The sequence below is a fragment of the Pantoea sp. JK genome, assembly GCF_026130245.1.
GTDB lineage: Bacteria > Pseudomonadota > Gammaproteobacteria > Enterobacterales > Enterobacteriaceae > Pantoea > Pantoea trifolii.
This window is the reverse complement of sequence record NZ_JAINFN010000005.1, coordinates 221,623-240,270: the sequence shown is the minus strand read 5'-3', so window position 1 is coordinate 240,270 and position 18,648 is coordinate 221,623. Positions and strand designations below refer to the sequence as shown.

The 18,648-nt window shown below is 54.7% G+C and carries 16 protein-coding genes and 6 tRNA genes; 14 read left to right on the top strand and 8 right to left on the bottom strand.

Annotation, left to right across the window (positions count from 1 at the left end):
* Positions 1-52: 52 nt before the first annotated feature.
* Positions 53-1,705, bottom strand: a complete 1,653-nt coding sequence (locus PanJK_RS13460; RefSeq protein WP_265300360.1) for an alpha-keto acid decarboxylase family protein — start codon at positions 1,703-1,705, stop codon at positions 53-55.
* A 214-nt stretch (positions 1,706-1,919) separates the two neighbouring features.
* On the opposite strand from PanJK_RS13460, the gene mgrA reads away from it, so the two are divergent.
* Positions 1,920-2,909, top strand: coding sequence for an L-glyceraldehyde 3-phosphate reductase (gene mgrA, locus PanJK_RS13455; protein WP_265300358.1), 990 nt, complete (start codon positions 1,920-1,922; stop codon positions 2,907-2,909).
* A 159-nt stretch (positions 2,910-3,068) separates the two neighbouring features.
* Positions 3,069-3,425 (top strand): DUF2502 domain-containing protein, encoded by a 357-nt coding sequence (locus tag PanJK_RS13450; protein ID WP_008101350.1) that lies wholly within the window; start codon positions 3,069-3,071, stop codon positions 3,423-3,425.
* Positions 3,426-3,470: 45 nt separating this feature from the next.
* On the opposite strand, the gene PanJK_RS13445 is transcribed toward PanJK_RS13450, so the two are convergent.
* A complete protein-coding gene (locus PanJK_RS13445; protein ID WP_008101352.1) occupies positions 3,471-4,712 on the bottom strand; it encodes an Nramp family divalent metal transporter in 1,242 nt (413 codons plus the stop codon).
* Positions 4,713-5,081: 369 nt separating this feature from the next.
* Between PanJK_RS13445 and PanJK_RS13440 the strand changes: the two genes are divergently transcribed.
* The 4 genes from PanJK_RS13440 to PanJK_RS13425 all read left to right on the top strand — a co-directional run bounded on the left by PanJK_RS13440 (position 5,082) and on the right by PanJK_RS13425 (position 9,758).
* Positions 5,082-6,272 (top strand): NupC/NupG family nucleoside CNT transporter, encoded by a 1,191-nt coding sequence (locus tag PanJK_RS13440; protein ID WP_265300352.1) that lies wholly within the window; start codon positions 5,082-5,084, stop codon positions 6,270-6,272.
* 192 nt (positions 6,273-6,464) lie between these two features.
* Entirely contained in the window at positions 6,465-7,553 is a 1,089-nt protein-coding gene (locus PanJK_RS13435) for an LLM class flavin-dependent oxidoreductase (protein WP_265300350.1), read from the top strand.
* Positions 7,554-7,558: 5 nt separating this feature from the next.
* Positions 7,559-8,149 carry a cysteine dioxygenase gene (locus tag PanJK_RS13430; protein ID WP_256697033.1) on the top strand — a complete coding sequence of 197 codons (591 nt, stop codon included), beginning with the start codon at positions 7,559-7,561 and terminating at the stop codon, positions 8,147-8,149.
* Positions 8,142-9,758, top strand: a complete 1,617-nt coding sequence (locus PanJK_RS13425; protein ID WP_265300348.1) for a rhodanese homology domain-containing protein — start codon at positions 8,142-8,144, stop codon at positions 9,756-9,758. The genes PanJK_RS13430 and PanJK_RS13425 overlap by 8 nt, the downstream gene beginning before the upstream one ends.
* 127 nt (positions 9,759-9,885) lie before the next feature.
* Here PanJK_RS13425 and PanJK_RS13420 read toward each other — a convergent pair.
* Both PanJK_RS13420 and PanJK_RS13415 read right to left on the bottom strand, forming a co-directional pair.
* A tRNA-Ala gene (locus PanJK_RS13420) sits at positions 9,886-9,961 on the bottom strand.
* Between the two features lie 42 nt (positions 9,962-10,003).
* Positions 10,004-10,079 (bottom strand) — tRNA-Ala (locus tag PanJK_RS13415).
* A 363-nt stretch (positions 10,080-10,442) separates the two neighbouring features.
* On the opposite strand from PanJK_RS13415, the gene PanJK_RS13410 reads away from it, so the two are divergent.
* The gene (locus PanJK_RS13410) at positions 10,443-11,231 is read left to right on the top strand and encodes a formate/nitrite transporter family protein (protein ID WP_256697035.1); all 789 of its coding nucleotides are present in this window, start codon (positions 10,443-10,445) and stop codon (positions 11,229-11,231) included.
* A gap of 111 nt (positions 11,232-11,342) precedes the next feature.
* Positions 11,343-11,696, top strand: a complete 354-nt coding sequence (locus tag PanJK_RS13405; RefSeq protein WP_256697036.1) for a YfeC-like transcriptional regulator — start codon at positions 11,343-11,345, stop codon at positions 11,694-11,696.
* A 35-nt stretch (positions 11,697-11,731) separates the two neighbouring features.
* Here PanJK_RS13405 and gltX read toward each other — a convergent pair whose 3' ends face one another.
* Positions 11,732-13,153 (bottom strand): glutamate--tRNA ligase, encoded by a 1,422-nt coding sequence (gltX, locus tag PanJK_RS13400; protein ID WP_265300344.1) that lies wholly within the window; start codon positions 13,151-13,153, stop codon positions 11,732-11,734.
* A gap of 273 nt (positions 13,154-13,426) precedes the next feature.
* Here gltX and PanJK_RS13395 point away from each other — a divergent pair.
* The 5 genes from PanJK_RS13395 (at position 13,427) to PanJK_RS13375 (ending at position 14,314) form a co-directional block, all read left to right on the top strand.
* Positions 13,427-13,502: transfer RNA gene (locus PanJK_RS13395), tRNA-Val, on the top strand.
* A gap of 49 nt (positions 13,503-13,551) precedes the next feature.
* Positions 13,552-13,627: transfer RNA gene (locus tag PanJK_RS13390), tRNA-Val, on the top strand.
* Between the two features lie 40 nt (positions 13,628-13,667).
* Positions 13,668-13,743 (top strand) — tRNA-Val (locus PanJK_RS13385).
* 4 nt (positions 13,744-13,747) lie between these two features.
* Positions 13,748-13,823 (top strand) — tRNA-Lys (locus PanJK_RS13380).
* 161 nt (positions 13,824-13,984) lie between these two features.
* Entirely contained in the window at positions 13,985-14,314 is a 330-nt protein-coding gene (locus tag PanJK_RS13375) for a FlxA-like family protein (protein ID WP_154155757.1), read from the top strand.
* Here the strand turns inward: PanJK_RS13375 and PanJK_RS13370 are convergent.
* Entirely contained in the window at positions 14,311-15,231 is a 921-nt protein-coding gene (locus PanJK_RS13370) for a LysR family transcriptional regulator (RefSeq protein ID WP_256697038.1), read from the bottom strand. The two genes, PanJK_RS13375 and PanJK_RS13370, sit on opposite strands and share 4 nt — an antisense overlap.
* Before the next feature lie 102 nt (positions 15,232-15,333).
* Between PanJK_RS13370 and PanJK_RS13365 the strand changes: the two genes are divergently transcribed.
* The gene (locus PanJK_RS13365; RefSeq protein ID WP_256697040.1) at positions 15,334-16,335 is read left to right on the top strand and encodes a bile acid:sodium symporter family protein; all 1,002 of its coding nucleotides are present in this window, start codon (positions 15,334-15,336) and stop codon (positions 16,333-16,335) included.
* Positions 16,336-16,366: 31 nt separating this feature from the next.
* Here PanJK_RS13365 and PanJK_RS13360 read toward each other — a convergent pair whose 3' ends face one another.
* Together PanJK_RS13360 and ligA are read right to left on the bottom strand one after the other, a co-directional pair.
* Positions 16,367-16,585: a DUF3820 family protein gene (locus tag PanJK_RS13360; protein WP_008107783.1), complete on the bottom strand. Its 219-nt coding sequence runs from the start codon at positions 16,583-16,585 to the stop codon at positions 16,367-16,369.
* A gap of 1 nt (position 16,586) precedes the next feature.
* The gene (ligA, locus tag PanJK_RS13355) at positions 16,587-18,605 is read right to left on the bottom strand and encodes an NAD-dependent DNA ligase LigA (RefSeq protein WP_265300340.1); all 2,019 of its coding nucleotides are present in this window, start codon (positions 18,603-18,605) and stop codon (positions 16,587-16,589) included.
* Positions 18,606-18,648 lie beyond the last annotated feature (43 nt).

Below are 18,648 nucleotides of genomic sequence, written 5' to 3'. Positions count from 1 at the left end.
TGCACAGCCTACCGATCGCCTGCCCGACTTCCCAGCGGCAACTTTCCGAAATTTAGCCACTATTACGCTGATGCAGTGCGGCGGTGACCTTACGCAGCAGCGGCGGCAAATCCTGTTTGTCCATCACCACTTCCACCAGCGACAGACGCCGATTCCGCATTAATTGCGCCATCACCGCGTCCAGCTGCACCGTTTCGCTGACGCGCCAGCTCTGCGCCGCGCACTCTTGACTCAGCGCCTGCGGCAGCGCGGTCCAGTTCCATTGCGCGATATCATTGTAACGTTGCTCAGCACCGTGAATCGCGCGCTCAACCGTGTAGCCATCATTGTTAATCAGGAAAATGATCGGCTGCTGGCCGTCGCGAAGCATCGAACCCAACTCCTGAATCGTCAGCTGCGCGGAGCCATCGCCAATGATCAGGATGACCCGGCGATCCGGCTGCGCGGTTTGCGCACCAAAGGTGGCGGGTAAAGTATAGCCAATCGATCCCCACAGCGGTTGCACCAGCAATTGCGCATCCTGCGGTAACCGCAGCGCCGCAGCGCCAAAGGCTGCGGTGCCTTGATCGGCGAGGATAATATCACCCGGCTGCAGGAAGCGCTGCATTGCCTGCCAGAATGCCTGCTGACTGATTACCGCCGCAGCAATTTGCTCACTTTCTTCGCACTCAGGCGCATCCGCCAGCCGCCAGTGCGCGCAGTGACGCTGATAAATGGGCGTCAGCGCCGCCAGCGCCTGCTGCATGCTTAACGGCGCAAACACCTCGCCAGCGACCGTGGCCTGAAACGGCTGCAGATCGATCACGCGCTCGGCAGGCAGATTTTGCGTGAAGCCGGCGGTTAAGGTATCGGTAAACCGCACGCCGACGCACAGCGTGACGTCGGTATCTTCGATGGCCTGGCGCACCGCATCGCTGCTGCCTTGCGCGGCGTAAGTGCCGACGTAACCCGGCTGCTGCTCGTTGAGCACGCCTTTGCCCATCAATAAGGTGGCGGCAGGAATCGCGCGCAGCTGGCGCAACGCCTCAAGCTGCGGCTGCAACTGCCAGCGTGCGGCAAGGAAATCCGCCAACAGCGCCACGCGCTGCGCCGGTGCCAGCAAGCGCTCTGCCGCATCAGCAAAGGCTGCGGCAACCTGCTGATGTCTGTCTGCCGCTATAATTTTTTCCTCTGGCAGCGAAATCTCAGCCGCCGCCACATCCACCGCCAGCAATAAATAGCCGGGACGATGTTGCGTTAGCGCCTCGCTGATAACGCGATCGATCTCCGCCACCGCGTTCTCCGCCGTCAGCACCGCAGAGGCCACACTGACTTCCTGCGCCATCCGCAGGAAGTGACCAAAATCGCCATCACCCAGCGAATGGTGTACGCAATCGCCCTGCTGCTGCGCCTGACTCGCGGGCGCGCCAACGATATGAATCACCGGTACATATTCGGCATAGCTGCCGGCGATGCCGTTAATCGCGCTAAGCTCGCCGACGCCAAACGTGGTCAGCAGTGCCGCCGCGCCGTTGCAGCGCCCATAGCCATCTGCCGCATAGGCCGCATTCAATTCATTGGCGCAGCCAACCCAGGCAATTTCGGGATGCGCAATTACACTGTCGAGGAATTGCAGGTTGTAATCGCCCGGCACGCCGAACAGATGTCGGATGCCGCTTTGCTGTAATCGGTGCAGTAAATAATCGCCAACGTTGGGGGTTTTCATCGACAGCTCCTTGTTAAGGGGATAATCAGGAGTATTAGCGATGTGGCTGAATTGGCGAGATATTCACCATCGTGTGATGCTGATTTGTGGCAAGCATTCGTTACGACGATAGATAATTCTGTAAGTTGCGATCTTCGGCGCTTTTCGCCTTAGTGTAAACGCATACACTGCTATGCTGATGTCACTTTCTCCCCTACTGAGACAGGAACGCTGCATGAGTGCTTTTCCCCATCCCGAACGTTATCAACAGATGCAATACCGTCGCAGTGGCCGTAGCGGCTTGAAGTTACCGGCGATTTCGCTGGGTTTGTGGCATAACTTTGGCGACAGTACACGCGTTGATAACAGCCGTGAACTGCTGCGCCACGCCTTTGATCGCGGCATCACCCATTTCGATCTCGCCAATAATTACGGCCCACCGCCGGGATCGGCTGAATCTAACTTTGGTCGCATTCTGCGCGAGGATTTTCAGGGGCTGCGCGATGAGCTGGTGATCTCAACCAAAGCCGGTTACACCATGTGGGACGGCCCATACGGCGATTGGGGTTCACGTAAGTATCTGATTTCCAGCCTCGATCAAAGCCTGAAGCGCATGGGACTTGAGTACGTTGATATCTTCTATCACCATCGTCCCGATCCCGAAACGCCGCTGGAAGAGACCATGCGCGCGCTGGATCAGGTGGTACGTCAGGGCAAAGCGCTTTATGCCGCTATCTCTAACTATCCGGCAGACAAAGCCGCCGAAGCGATTGCGATTCTGCGCGACCTCGGCACGCCATGCCTAATCCACCAGCCGCGTTATTCAATGTTTGAACGTACGCCAGAGCAGGGTTTGCTGGATGTGCTGGGCGATAACGGCGTCGGCTGTATCGCCTTCTCGCCGCTGGCGGGTGGCGTGTTAACCGACCGCTATTTGCAGGGCATTCCGCAAGATTCGCGCATCGCCAGCGGCAGTAAGTTCCTGAATGAAAACCAGTTAACGCAAGAAAAGATGGAAAAAGTGCGCCAGCTGCAGGCGATTGCCCAACAGCGCGGCCAGAAACTGGCGCAGATGGCGCTAGGCTGGGTGTTGCGCGATGCGCGTGTTACTTCGGTGCTGATTGGCGCCAGCAAAACTGCGCAAATTGATGATGCGGTTGAGATGTTGAGCCAGCCGGTGCTGAGCCAGGACGAGATCGACACCATCCACAATATCTTAGTGTAAACGTTTACCCGCCCGGCATGTGTCGGGCATTTTCCGCAGCAGAAAATTCTCATTTCAGATTTCCCTTAGCGTTTTCAGACTGATTCTCAAGGCTTACCTGGTCCGATGTGGCAAACTAGCGCAACGGTGGCAGTGATAAGCTACTGAAAAGGAGAAGTTATGAAACGTGCCATTTTGTTTGCCGCCTTGCTGGCAACTTTATCCCCGTTGGCTATCAGCACAGCACAAGCCGACAGCGCCACCATCAATTTGGGTCCGGGCGTTACGCTGCATCTCGGCGATCGCGATCGTCACGGTAATTACTGGGACGGCGGTCGCTGGCGTGAACCGCGCTGGTGGAACGATCGTTATCGTTACGATGACCATCGCTGGTGGCGTCATGAAGAGTGGAAGCGCCATCGCGCCTATGAACGTGAGCGCGAACGTCGCTGGCATGAACGTGAACGTCGTGACCATTGGCGTCACGATCATCGCCATGATGATCGTCGTGATCACCGCGATCACCATCATCACTAAACAAAAAATCCCGCTAATAAGCGGGATTTTTCTTTTGTAGCGCTGTTACCAACCAAGCGCTTCGCCGACCAGCAAGTAGAGATTGAGGGCGATGACCAGCACCACAATCAGCCGTCCAGCATTCTGCATCAGGCGCGAGTTCACCATCTCATCACCCATCAATTCGCGGTTGCCGGTGAAGGACAACAGCGGAATCAGCGCCAGCGCAATACCGAAACTCAGCAACACCTGGCTCATTACCAGAATGCGCGTGGGATCCCAGCCCGCCCAGATGACAATAAATGAGGGCAACATGGTGATAGTGCGGCGGAACCACAGCGGAATGTGGAAACGAATAAAGCCCTGCATCACCACTTGTCCCGCCAGCGTGCCGACCACGGTTGAAGAGAGACCGGCAGCCACCAAACTCAAACCAAACACAATCGCCGCCGCTTCGCCCAACAACGGTTGCAGCGTTAAGTAAGCCTGATCGAGATCGACGATGCTAGAGTGGCCGCTAAAGTGAAATGCCGCAGCAGCGGTTGCCATCATCGCCAGATTCACAAAGCCAGCGATAGTCATGGCAATCGCCACATCCAGTTTGGTTGAGCTGTAGCGTTGCGCCTTGCTGCCTTTATTACCGTGCTGCGTCAGCGCCGAGTGCAGATAAATGACGTGCGGCATAATGGTGGCACCTAACACGCCAGCGGCGAGGAAGACCGCGTCCGACGTCGGCAACGATGGCAGCGCCATGCCAACCACCAGCTCACTGACTTTCGGCTGGGAGAAAAACAGCTCCACGATATACGCCGCCGCCACAAACAGCAGCAGGCCGCCAATCACCAGTTCCAGTGGCTTTTGGCCGCGACTTTGCAGCATCAGAATCAGGTAAGTTGCGATACCGGTTAACACCGCGCCCTGCAGCAGCGAAATGCCGAGTAACAGCTTGAAGCCGAGCGCCGCGCCGATAAATTCAGCGAGATCGGTGGCCATGGCGATGATTTCCGCCTGCACCCAATAGAACCACACCGCCGGACGCGGAAAGCGATCGCGGATGTGTTCTGCAAGATTTTTGCCGGTGGCAATGCCGAGCTTGGCGGACATCAGCTGGATCAGCATCGCCATGACGTTGGCCCACACCACCACCCACAGCAGCTTATAGCCGTAGGCGGCGCCGGCCTGAATGTTGGTCGCGAAGTTGCCGGGATCGATATAGCCAATCGCCGCGATAAAAGCGGGGCCCAGCAACGCGAGTTTGATCTTTCTGGCTCCGCGAGCGGCGCGCTCAGCGGTGCGGCTTTCTAGCATAGTTTTACCCTGTCTTAACGCTTGTTGACCCGACCAGATTAAGGGTCATTCAAGGCAGATGAAATTTGGTTATAGTTATTGTATTAATAGATGGTGCTATGAAGTATAGCCATTGCTATACATTGCGGTAAAGCCAGTTCTTGCCAAAAATACGTGCAACGCAAATGACTCTACTCTTGGGTTATTTTATAGACAATGTTTTTGTGGATATTTCTTGTGATGGATTTGTAACGGGGTTGTGAGCGGTCAGACTTATCTGAGAAAAATCGCGATAGCGAATACTTATAATGTGGTTTTGATCTCGTTTTTAAGTAACGCGTTACATAGAATACGCAACAAAATACAACCCTCCTCAAATTTGGAGCCGACATGTCCCATGTTTTGCATTTTATTTTAGCACTAGTGGTGGTAGCGGTGCTGGCCTTGCTGGTCAGCAACGATCGTAAAAGCATCCGTCTTCGTTTTATCGTACAGCTTCTGGTGATCGAATTGTTGTTGGCGTGGTTCTTCCTGAACTCCTCCATCGGTCTCGGCTTCGTGCAGGGCTTCGCTGGGTTCTTTGATCATCTGCTCAAATATGCCGCCGAAGGCACCAACTTCGTGTTTGGCAATATGAGTGAAAAAGGTCTCGCCTTCTTCTTCCTCAACGTGCTTTGCCCAATCATCTTTATCTCTGCGTTGATTGGTATTTTGCAGCACTTCCGCATCTTACCTTGGGTGATTCGCGGTATTGGTACCGTACTGTCAAAAGTAAACGGTATGGGCAAACTGGAATCTTTCAACGCCGTAAGCTCTCTGATTTTGGGACAGTCAGAAAACTTTATCGCCTATAAAGATATCCTCGGCAAAATGTCACAGCGCCGCATGTACACCATGGCAGCGACCGCCATGTCGACGGTTTCCATGTCAATTGTCGGCGCCTACATGACCATGCTGCAGCCAAAATATGTAGTGGCCGCGCTGGTATTGAACATGTTTAGCACCTTTATCGTGCTGTCGCTGATTAACCCGTACCGCGTCGATAGTGAAGAAGATCTGCAATTGCAGGATCTGCATAAAGGCCAGAGCTTCTTCGAAATGCTGGGCGAATACATCCTCGCCGGTTTTAAAGTAGCGATGATCGTCGCTGCGATGCTGATTGGTTTTATCGCCTTAATCACCGGTCTGAACGCGCTGTTCGATCTGATTTTCGGCATCAGCTTCCAGGGCGTGCTGGGTTATGTGTTCTATCCATTTGCGTGGGTGATGGGCGTTCCTTCACACGAAGCGCTGCAAGTGGGCAGCATCATGGCAACCAAACTGGTTTCCAACGAATTCGTGGCGATGATGGATCTGCAGAACATCGCTGGTCAGCTGTCACCGCACTCGGAAGGCATTCTCTCGGTGTTCCTCGTCTCCTTTGCTAACTTCTCTTCTATCGGGATTGTGGCGGGCGCGATTAAAGGTCTGCACGAAGAGCAAGGTAACGTGGTTTCACGCTTTGGTCTGAAACTGCTGTACGGTTCAACGCTGGTGAGCGTCCTGTCAGCCGCTATCGCTGGCCTGGTGTTGGCCTTCTGATCAAAGGGGCGAGCTACGGCTCGCCCTTCTCTTCTTATTTATTTCAATCGGTTCTATCCCGCCTCGCCCCGGCTTTTCCCCCGCCATCACCCGCTTCACCGTGAAACGCAAAACCTTTGCACAATATTGAATTTCCGTTCATACCGCCTGCGCCCGTAGTTTTTCTCCATGACGTCACTTCAGGAGAACCGCATGAGCATTCAATTCCTTGGCATGATTGGCCACCGCCTCGCCTCCGAGATTATCCCGGCTAGCGGCCCGCTGTTCGATAAAGAGTACATTGCACGTTTTGCGCGTGCGCATGAAGACGCTGGTTTTGATCGCATTCTGGTGGGCTATTGGTCGGATCAGCCGGATGGCTTTCTGGTGACCGCGCACGCGGCGGCGCACACCTCAACGCTGAAATTTTTGCTGGCGCATCGCCCCGGCTTTGTCTCGCCGACATTAGCGGCGCGCAAACTGGCTTCCCTTGATCACCTCACCGACGGCCGTTTAGCGGTGCACATTATTAGCGGCGGTAGCGATGCCGAGCAGCGCCGCGACGGTGACTTCCTCAACAAAGCCGAGCGTTATGCGCGCAGCAATGAGTTTCTCACCGTGTTGAAGCAGAGCCTCGAATCTGCGCAGCCGTACGATCATCAAGGTCCTTTTTATCAGGTCGAACAGGCGTTTTCGGCCATCAAACCGTTGCAGAAAAAACTGCCTATCTATTTTGGCGGATCGTCGCAGGAAGCGATTGATGTCGCTGCACGGCATGCCGATGTGTTTGCGCTGTGGGGCGAACCGCTGAAAGGTGCTGAGGAGACGGTACGCAACGTGCGCGCTGCTGCTGCCAGACAGGGGCGCGAAATCAACTTCAACATTTCGTTCCGCCCGATTCTTGGCAAAACGGAGAAAGAAGCCTGGGAACGCGCGGAACACATCCGCGCCACGGCAGAGAAACAACTCAACGAAACTGGCTTTGCCTTTGGCAAGGCGAAACCGCAGAGCGTTGGCGCACAGCGTTTACTCGCCGCCGCCAATGAAGGCGATCGTCTGGATAAAGTGCTGTGGACCGGCGTCGCAAAACTGGTTCAGGGCGGCTACAACTCCACCGCGCTGGTGGGAACGCCGGAGCAGGTCTCCGATGCGCTGCTGGAATATTATCGCCTTGGCATCCATAGCGTGCTGATTCGCGGCTTCGATCCGCTTAACGATGCGGTGGAATATGGCCGTGAGCTGATCCCGCTGACGCGCGAGAAAGTCGATGCGCTCTCCGCCGCCGATAAAAGGAGCGCCTGAATCTGATGAGCCATTATCAGCACCATCGTCTGCGCGATTTCGTCGCCAATCTGGCTAATCTGCTGGAGACAAAGCCCGAGGAAGCCACGGTGTTACAACGTGGCAGCGAGTGGCTTGGCGAGCTGATTCGCCACGACGACTGGCTGGACGACGCCTTTACTCAACCTCATCCCGAACACTATCAGCAATATTTGTTATATGCCGATGCGCAGCAGCGCTTCTCGGTGGTGAGTTTCGTTTGGGGGCCGGGCCAGCAAACGCCAATTCACGACCATCGCGTATGGGGATTGATTGGCATGATGCGCGGCGCGGAAATTTCACAATCCTGGCAGCCGGGGCCGAACGGATTGCAGCCGGAAGGCGCTCCCGTTCGACTCGATCCTGGCAGCGTTGAAGCGGTATCGCCAACGGTGGGCGATATCCATCGCGTCAGCAACGCCTATGACGACCGCGTCTCCATCAGCATTCACGTTTATGGCGCCAACATTGGCGCGGTCAAACGCGCGGTCTACCGCGAAGACGGCAGCGAAAAAACGTTTATCTCCGGTTACAGCAACCGCTACTTACCGAACATTTGGGACCTTTCACATGACTAAACCGGTTTTCCCTTTACGCCAGGCGGCGGAACTAATGGATGCGCTGCGACAGCAGCAGGAAGTGGCGATTGTCGATGTGCGCGATGAAGCGCTATTTGCCACCGCGCATCCGCTGTTTGCGGTGAATATTCCGCTGTCAAAGCTGGAGCTTGAGCTGCTGGACCGCATTCCGCAGCGCACCACCGCCATCACGCTGTATGACGGTGGCGAAGGCCTGGCACAAACCGCCGCCGAGCGCATTGCCGCGCTGGGTTACAGCAATGTCGCGCTGCTGGCGGATGATTTGGCCGGCTGGCAAGCGACGGGCGGCGAACTGTTTATCGACGTGAATTCACCCAGCAAAGCGTTTGGCGAGCTGGTTGAGCATCACAATCACACGCCCTCTTTGTCAGCGGACGACGTGCATCAGCTGATTAATAGCGATGCTAACGTGGTGGTGCTGGATGCGCGCCGTTTCGATGAATATCAAACCATGAGTATTCCAAGCGCCACCAGTGTGCCGGGCGGTGAGCTGGTGCTGCGCGTGCGTGATATCGCGCCGTCGCCGGAGACCACGGTGATTGTTAACTGTGCCGGTCGCACACGCAGCATCATCGGTACGCAATCGCTGGTGAACGCCGGGATTCGCAATCCGGTGTTCGCGCTGCGCAATGGCACCATCGGCTGGACGCTGGCCGGACATGCTCTGGATCAAGGCCAGGCGCGCCGCTACGGCGAGACCAGCGAAACCGCCCAGCGTCAGGCGGCGAGTAATGCGCGCAGCATCGCCGATCGCGCCGGTGTGGAACGTATCCCACTCGCCACGCTGAAACGCTGGCAGCAGGAGACGCGCACCACTTATCTGTTTGATGTGCGTGATGCCGACGAGTACGCCGCCGGGCATCTGCCGGGCAGCCGTCACGTGCCGGGGGGCCAATTGGTGCAGGAGACCGATCATTACGCCAGCGTACGCGGTGCGCGCATCGTGCTGATTGATGATGATGGCGTGCGCGCCAATATGACCGCATCCTGGCTGGCGCAGCTTGGCTGGCAGGTTTCGGTGCTGGAGGAGCTGCAGGCCAGTGATTTCAGTGAAAGCGGTAACTGGAAAGCGCAGGTGCCGCCCGTTGCTCAACCCGAATTCATCTCACCGCAGCAGTTAGCAGAATGGTTGCAGGAAGGGCAAACGCAGGTGCTGGATTTCACAACGCGCGCGAACCATCTCAACAGCCATATTCCGGGCGCGGCCTGGTTGCTGCGCTCTACTCTGCAACAGCAAGGCAAAGCGTTGTTGCCGGAGGCGCGTCGCTATGTATTAACCTGTGGCAGCAGCCTGCTGGCAGGCTATGCGGTGGAACAGGTGGCTGAGCTGACCGGTAAACCGGTATTTGTGCTGGAAGGCGGTAACGCTGCCTGGCGTGGTGCGGGTTTGCCGACGGAGCAAGGAGAACAGCATCTGCTGTCACCTGCTATTGATCGCTATCGTCGCCCGTATGAAGGCACCGATATTGAAGCAGGCGTGATGCAGGCTTATCTGGACTGGGAATACGGTTTAGTGGCGCAGCTGGATCGCGATGGCACGCACGGTTTCCGTGTGCTGCAATTGCAGCCGCAAGCTGTTACGGCCTGAGAATAATTCCGCGTCATGCGGTAATGTGGTCGCCAAAAATGGCGACCCTACAAACGACAAAACCGCAATTCATGGCGTTGCGTTTAGAAGGTGATTTTTTTGAATGCGTTCGGAACGAACAGAGATTTGGTGGAGATAAGCGGGATCGAACCGCTGACCTCTTGCATGCCATGCAAGCGCTCTCCCAGCTGAGCTATACCCCCACATCTGGAAATCATTTTTCGGTCAAACCGTTGGGAGCGGTTTGGTGGAGATAAGCGGGATCGAACCGCTGACCTCTTGCATGCCATGCAAGCGCTCTCCCAGCTGAGCTATACCCCCGAACCGAAAAACTGCCGAGTAAACTCGACGGACGGGATAATATGAAACCGCCCCTTGAGTGTCAACGTCAAATTCTCGTTCTGTGTTTGATCGCTGAAAAAGGCGTCAACCCCGCGTCAGCATGGCTTTTTTTTCGACACGCCATCCCAAATCGCTTCTATTTATATGCGCTATCCAACAATGCTCACCAAACCCAACCTCAACCCAGCGTTAATTTAAGGTTAAAGATGTTAGGAGCGGTCTTGTTTTCGTTAAAAGTGCGTGTAAAACTTAGCGCGCTAATTAACCGGTCATCCTGCCAGGGTGTTCTCTCAATGACCGGCCAGCAACGTCCCCCATTAATCCATATAAGAAAAGTGAATTATGTCGCTGCATACACCTAAAGAGATCGCCCAACTGGCGATTCAAGCTGGCGTGACTAAAAGCCGCCTTCCTATCTCCACCTTGTTAATTCTTGGCTTTATGGCCGGTGCGTTTATCGCTACCGGTTTCCTGCTTGATCTGCATGTCATTAACCAACTGCCTGCTGAATGGGGCTCATTCGGCGTGCTGCTCGGCGCAGCGGTGTTCCCGGTTGGTTTGATCATGACGGTGCTGGCGGGCGGTGAGCTGCTGACCGGCAATATGATGACGATGCCCATCGCCTGGTTCGCGCGTCGCATCAGTGGCTTCAGCGTACTGCGTAACTGGTTTTGGGTGACCGTCGCTAATTTTATTGGCAGCGTTGCGGTAGCATGGTTTTTTGGTCACATGCTGGGCATGACCGAGGGCGATTACCTGAAGAAAACCGTGGCAATTGCGCACGCTAAAGTGAATGCCGATTTCCTGCACGCCTTTATTTCCGGCGTGGGCTGCAACTGGCTGGTGTGTCTGGCGGTGTGGCTCGCCTTCGCCAGTAAAGATGTGGTGGGTAAAATCTTCGGTATGTGGTTCCCGGTAATGGCGTTCGTGGCGATTGGCTTCCAGCACGTTGTCGCTAACATGTTTATTGTTCCGGCGGCGATTTTTGCCGGTCAGATGAGCTGGGCGGAATTTGCGCCAAACGTGATTGCGGTGTTCCTTGGTAACGGCGTGGGTGGTGCAATTTTTGTTGGTCTCACCTATTTCATCGCTTTCCGTCCGGAACAACCCGCAGTGAGCGAAGCACAATAACCGAATTTTGCCTTTTGTTGGAGTACAGAAGGCATTTTCTACCCAGGTTACTTTTCCCCGTTACGTTTTGTTGTAATATGTAGAACTAATGTATTTAACAGGGACTGCATCGTGAAAAAGGAATGGCTTACTCCCGAGGAGCTCGCGCTGGAAACGGGCTACAGTCGGCAAACGGTGAATAAATGGATCAAGCGTGAAAACTGGACAACCACGCCAAAGCCCGGTGTTCAGGGCGGTAAAGCGCGATTGATCCACATTGATGAGCGCGTAAAGAGCTTTGTTCAATCCACCCGCCACGCTAACGAACCCGCGGCTAATTACGGTGCACAACAAAATACGTTACCTGCGTTATTAATAAATTCTGTCCAGCAAATGACGGCAGCGGAGCAAGAGCAATTTGCGGCGTTGTTACTGCGGGAGGGAATTCGAGGCGTACTGGAACGTCTGGGGATTCAGGAAGCATAAATAAGCCGGAAGCAGATGCTTCCGGCTTTTTCATATTATGCGTTTGCTTCACGCTCAGCGATGAATGCCAGCGCTTTCTCAATACGCGCAACGCTGCGGCTGCGTCCAATCGCTTCTACCGTCACATCCAGCGCCGGTGACTGGCCTGAACCGGTCACCGCCACACGCAATGGCATTCCAACTTTACCCATGCCCAGCTCCAGCTCATCTGCCGCAGACTGAATTGCATGATGTACATTCTCAGCGTTCCAGTTGCTGTCGCTGATGGCGCCCAGTTTGTCGCGTACCACTTCCAGCGGCTGACGCGCGACCGGACGCAGATGCTTCTTCGCCGCGTCAGCATCAAAGGCTTCAAACTCTTCATAGAAGTAACGGCAAGATGCCGCGATCTCTACCAGAGTTTTGCAACGCTCGCCCAGCAAGGTAACCAGCTTGGCCAGTTCTGGACCAGTGCGGGTATCAATCTTCTGCTGCTCAATGTGCCATTGCAGCTGCGTAGCAACATATTCTGGCGGCAGCGTATTAATGTAGTGATGGTTCAGCCACTGCAATTTTTCAGTGTTGAAAGCACTGGCCGATTTGCTCACCGCATCCAGTGTGAACAGCTCTGCCATTTCCGGCACGCTGAAAATCTCCTGATCGCCATGTGACCAGCCGAGGCGCACCAGATAGTTGAGCAGCGCTTCCGGCAGATAACCGTCATCGCGATACTGCATCACACCGACCGCGCCATGACGCTTAGACAGCTTCTTACTGTCATCGCCAAGGATCATTGAGACGTGCGCATAGGTTGGCACTTCTGCACCGATCGCTTTCAGGATGTTGATCTGGCGTGGCGTGTTGTTGATATGGTCTTCACCACGAATCACGTGAGTGATGCCCATATCCCAGTCATCCACTACTACACAGAAGTTGTAGGTTGGCGAACCGTCGGTACGACGAATGATCAGATCATCCAGCTCCTGATTGCTGAATTCAATCGGGCCACGAATCTGATCGTCAAAGATGACAGAACCATCCTGCGGGTTGCGGAAGCGCACCACGCACGGCTCATCAGCAGCGTGATGTTCATGGCTGTCGCGGCAGCGGCCGTCGTAACGCGGCTTTTCGCCCTTTTCCATCTGCTCTTCACGCAGCGCATCAAGACGTTCTTTACTGCAGTAGCATTTATAGGCCGTGCCCGCTTCCAGCATGTCGTCGATCACCGCGTTGTAGCGATCAAAACGCTTGGTCTGATAATACGGACCTTCATCCCAGTTAAGGCTCAGCCAGTTCATACCATCCATGATGGCTTCAATGGCTTCCGGTGTGGAACGCTCCAGATCGGTATCTTCGATACGCAGAACAAATTCGCCTTTGTTATGGCGAGCATAAAGCCAGGAGTAAAGAGCAGTACGAGCACCGCCTACGTGCAGATAGCCGGTTGGGCTGGGTGCGAAGCGAGTTTTGATTTTCATTCAGCATTGCCTTAAATGCGCAGGTTTCATTGTCTGGATGACAAAAAAACGGGTTAACGCGAAAAAACAGTGCGCACATTCTAGCAGGTGAGGCTGATTCCTCAATGATTGTCGCGGTGGCATCCCGGTTTGCTGTGCGCTTTTCTGCTAATAAAACCAGCACATTGGCGAAAAGCACCCCACGATGATTATTTTTAAAGCGAACGCACATTTAAGTTTTAAAAACCGTTGACTCACTTTGAAGGATCCCTATAATGCGACTCCACACAGCGGGGGTGATTAGCTCAGTTGGTAGAGCATCTCCCTTACAAGGAGGGGGTCGGCGGTTCGAGCCCGTCATCACCCACCACTCTTTAGAAGGTTTAAAGATGGCCCGCAGTGAACAAGAGATAAGATATGGGTGATTAGCTCAGTTGGTAGAGCATCTCCCTTACAAGGAGGGGGTCGGCGGTTCGAGCCCGTCATCACCCACCATATCTTAGTCAGATGACACTCTTGTTAAGCAGTACGAAGTGGGTGATTAGCTCAGTTGGTAGAGCATCTCCCTTACAAGGAGGGGGTCGGCGGTTCGAGCCCGTCATCACCCACCACTTCGGGTCGTTAGCTCAGTTGGTAGAGCAGTTGACTTTTAATCAATTGGTCGCAGGTTCGAATCCTGCACGACCCACCAATGTAGAAAGGCGCCCTAAAGGCGCCTTTTTGCTATGCGTAGAATTTGTCCTCACGCTCGCCAAATCCCAACACATCTTTTCGCAAGCTTAACACTCCCTGCCCTCAAGCCTCCCGCTGCTCTGACCGATAACGATAATGGTCTATTGCAAGGAGAAAACCATGTCTATATCCAGCGTTAGTAGTGTCAGCACCGCCAGTAGCGGCGGCGGTTCTACCTCTGAAATCGCCAGCCTTAACAAGCAGATTCAATCCATCACCAAGCAGCTGAAAGATCTTTCCAGCGACGATACGCTCACCGATGAACAAAAATCGGAGCAGGAGCAGATGCTGCAATCACAGATTCAAATGATTGAAGCGCAAATCGCGCAGATTGAGCAGCAGCAAGCCGAGAAAGCGCAGCAGAAACAGGAAGCTCAGCAACCAGCGGCGAACAAAGCCGATGGTATTAACCGTCCAACCGATACCAATCAGATCAACGTGTACGTTTAAAACGCCGGCTTTAGCATGCGTTGTTGCGTCAGCAGGGCCGCCTGCTGACGCACTTCCTGCCAGATCGCTTCTGCGGCGGGTGTCAGCGAGCGATTTTTACGCTTGATCAGCATCAGGCTGCGATTAATTTCCGGATAGAGACGTCGCACCGTGAGTTTGCGTCCTGACGGCAACGGCAAGGCCAGCGCGGGCAGAATACTGATGCCAATCCCCGCTTCCACCATCGGATAAAGCGTGGCGGGATGGCCGATTTCCTGCACCACATTCACACTCAATGCCAGCTGTTGCAGCGCGGCATCGACCAATACGCGGCTGCCAGAAGCATAATCCTGCAGCACCATATTGCGTCCAGCCAGCATCGACCACTGCGCCTGCTCAATTTGCGCCAGCTCGTCATCTTCATGACACAGCAGCAAAAAAGGCTCCTGGAGAATCTCTTCGCTATCGAAATCGGTGTCGTTAAGCGGGCCAATCACAATACCAAAATCGACCTCCGCATTACGTACGCTTTGCAGCACCCATTGCTGCACGCGGTCATGCAGGATGACACGGATATCCGGATAGCGCTGCTGGCTGCTGGCCAGACACTGCGGCATAAGATGGGCAGAAGGTGTTTGGCTGGCGGCAACACGCACCGTGCCACTGCGCTGTTCGCCATAACTGCGCACATCCAACACCGTGGTATTGAGATCTTCCAATAAACGATTAAGCCGCGTGGCCAGCTGCTGCCCCGCTTCGGTCAGCATCACTTCTCGCGTGGTGCGATCCAGCAAACGTACGCCCATTTCCGCTTCCAGCTCTTTAATGCTGTGACTTACCGCCGACTGACTCAAACCAATCGCTTGACCCGCCAGACTGAAGCTGCCGTGATGCGCCACCGCCACAAAGGTTCGCAGCTGACGTAAAGTGTAATTCATCGATATCGCTCATAGATTGATGCAATAAATCAATTTTATTTCTAAACCCAGCGGGCGCACAATCAGCACCATCAATTTTTTAAATTTAACCGGATTTTAACAATGGGATTTTTACGCCTCGATCCGATGATGATTAAACTCATCATCACCGTGCTGCTGGCCAGCTTCGTTCCTGCCAAAGGCGTGTTTGTCGACATCTTTGAATATCTGACCACCGCCGCCATTGCGCTGCTGTTCTTTATGCATGGCGCCAAACTGTCACGCGAGAAGATCATTGCCGGCAGCAGCCACTGGCGTTTGCACTTGTGGATTATGTGCAGCACCTTTGTGATTTTCCCGATTATTGGTTTGCTGATTGTCTGGTGGCATCCGGTTAACGTCAGCCCGGAAATCTACACCGGCTTTATCTATCTGTGTATTCTGCCGGCGACCGTGCAGTCGTCTATCGCCTTCACCTCAATGGCGGGCGGTAACGTCGCCGCAGCGGTATGCGCAGCTTCGGCATCCAGCCTGCTCGGCGTTTTTGTTTCGCCGCTGCTGGTGAATCTGGTAATGAATGTGCATAGCGAAATGCCGGGCAACGGCCTGGAGCAGATTGGTAAAATCATGCTGCAACTGCTGGTGCCGTTTGTTTTAGGACATTTGTCGCGTCGCTGGATTGGCGCGTGGGTTGAGAAACATCGCAGCCTGATTGGTAAAACCGACCAAACCTCAATTCTGCTGGTGGTTTACTCCGCGTTCAGCGAAGCGGTAGTGAACGGCATCTGGCATCGCGTTGGCGTGGATACGTTGCTGTGGATTCTGGTTGGCAGCGTGCTGGTACTGTTTATTGCACTGGCGATTAACCTGGCGGCATCGCGCTTGTTTGGCTTTAGCCGTGCGGATGAGATTGTGGTGCTGTTCTGTGGCTCGAAAAAGAGTCTGGCGAACGGTGTGCCGATGGCCAACATCCTGTTCCCGGCCAGTTCCGTGGGGATTATCGTGCTGCCGCTGATGATCTTCCATCAGGTGCAGTTAATGGTGTGTTCTTTCATTGCCCAGCGCTATAAAGCCGGCAATGAAAAACGGCTGGCGCAGCAGCAAGTCGAAGCGCAGAAGTCCTAAGTAAAACGGCCCGCAAATGCGGGCCGTTTTGTTATTCACTGCGCTTGAGCGGTTTAATTAAACCTTCCAGACCTTCGATCTTAATCGTCAGCGTCAGCTGCATCAGTTCGCCTAACTTACCGGCCGGAAATTCATCTTTGCGGGCGAACCACAGCAAATACTCCTCCGGCACATCAATCAGCACTCTGCCCTTGTACTTGCCGAACGGCATCACGGTATTGGCGATTTCAACCAGTTGCTGTTTATCCACGTTAGGCTCCGAGCAGGCGAATCATTTCCGCTTCGTCGATCACCGCAATGCCGAGTTCCTGCGCTTTCGCCAGCTTGGAACCGGCCGCTTCACCCGCAATCAGTAAATCGGTTTTCTTCGACACGCTGCCGCTCACTTTAGCGCCCAGCGCCACTAAACGCTCTTTGGCATCATCACGGTTCATCTGCGACAGAGAGCCGGTCAAAACCACGGTTTTACCGGCAAACGGACTATCAATCTCTTCGACATTGACCACTTTAACCTGCGGCCAATGCACGCCAATCTCTTCGGTAAGATCGCGAATAACGGCGCGGTTGCTCTCTTCATCCATAAAATTACGCACATGCGCCGCCACCACTTTGCCGACATCCTGCACTTCAATTAGCGCATCAAGATCGGCGTTCATCACTTTTTCCAGCTCGCCAAAGTGATTGGCAAGGTTAGCGGCGGTAGCTTCGCCGACTTCACGAATACCCAGCGCATAGAGGAAACGCGCCAGCGTGGTGGATTTGGCCTTTTCCAGCGCATCAACCACGTTCTGCGCCGATTTCGGCCCCATGCGATCGAGTCCGGTTAGCTTACCGGCGGTAAGACGGAACAGATCGGCGGGCGTTAAGACGTACTCTTTCTCAACCAGCTGATCGATGATTTTGTCGCCAATGCCATCAACATCCATCGCACGACGCGAAACGAAATGTTTGAGCGCTTCTTTGCGCTGCGCGCCACAAATCAGACCACCGGTGCAGCGCGTCACCACTTCCCCCTCCACGCGTTCAACGTCTGAACCGCACACCGGGCAATGACTTGGAAAAACGATTTCACGCGTCTCTTCCGGGCGCTCCGATTCCACCACATTGACCACTTGCGGAATCACATCACCGGCGCGGCGAATCACCACTTTGTCGCCGATGCGCAATCCCAATCGGGCGATTTCATCAGCGTTATGCAAAGTTGCGTTGCTCACCACAACACCGGCAACCTGAACCGGCTCCAGTCGCGCCACTGGCGTAATCGCGCCGGTGCGGCCTACCTGGAATTCGACATCGCGCACGAACGTCATCTGTTCCTGCGCCGGGAATTTAAAGGCCACTGCCCAGCGCGGTGCGCGCGCCACAAAGCCGAGCTGCTCCTGCAGCGCCTGTGAATCGACCTTGATAACCACGCCATCAATGTCGAAGCCGAGCGACGGGCGCTCTTGCTCAACCTGACGATAAAACGCCAACACTTCATCGGCGCTGTGTGCCAGGCGAATACGATCGGTGACCGGCAATCCCCACGCCTTAAACTGTTGCAGACGTTGCCAATGGCTGGCGGGCATTTCACCGCCTTCCAGCAGACCAAAACCGTAGCAGAAGAAGGTCAGCGGACGTTTGGCGGTAATGCGCGGATCGAGCTGACGCAGCGAACCGGCCGCTGCGTTACGGGGGTTTGCAAAGACTTTCGCGCCGGTGCGGCGTGCTTCTTCATTCAGCTTTTCAAAGCCGCTTTCGGTGATGAATACTTCGCCACGCACTTCAACGCGTGCGGGAATGTTGTCGCCATGCAGACGCAGCGGAATGGCGTGAATAGTACGCACGTTCGCCGTGATGTTTTCGCCGGTAGTGCCATCTCCGCGTGTCGCCGCGCGCACCAGCAGGCCATCTTCATACAGCAAACTCACCGCTAAGCCATCCAGCTTGAGCTCGCAGCAATAAGTCAATTCGTCAGTGCTTTTAAGGCGATCCTGCACGCGTTTGTTGAAGGCAAGGAAGCCCGCTTCATCAAAGGTGTTATCCAGCGACAACATCGGCACTTCATGACGCACTTGCTCAAAAGCCGCCAGCGGTGCCGCGCCCACGCGTTGTGTCGGGGAATCAGGCGTAATCAAGTCAGGATGAGCGCTTTCCAGCTCGCGCAGCTGAACCATCAATCGGTCATACTCTGCATCCGGAATCTCCGGCGTATCCATCACGTGGTAGAGATATTCGTGGTGACGTAACGTGGTGCGCAGCGCGGTAATCTGCTCCTGAACCGATTTCATAGTCTCTTATCCGATAAAAAACCCCCGACATGCGGGGGTTGTA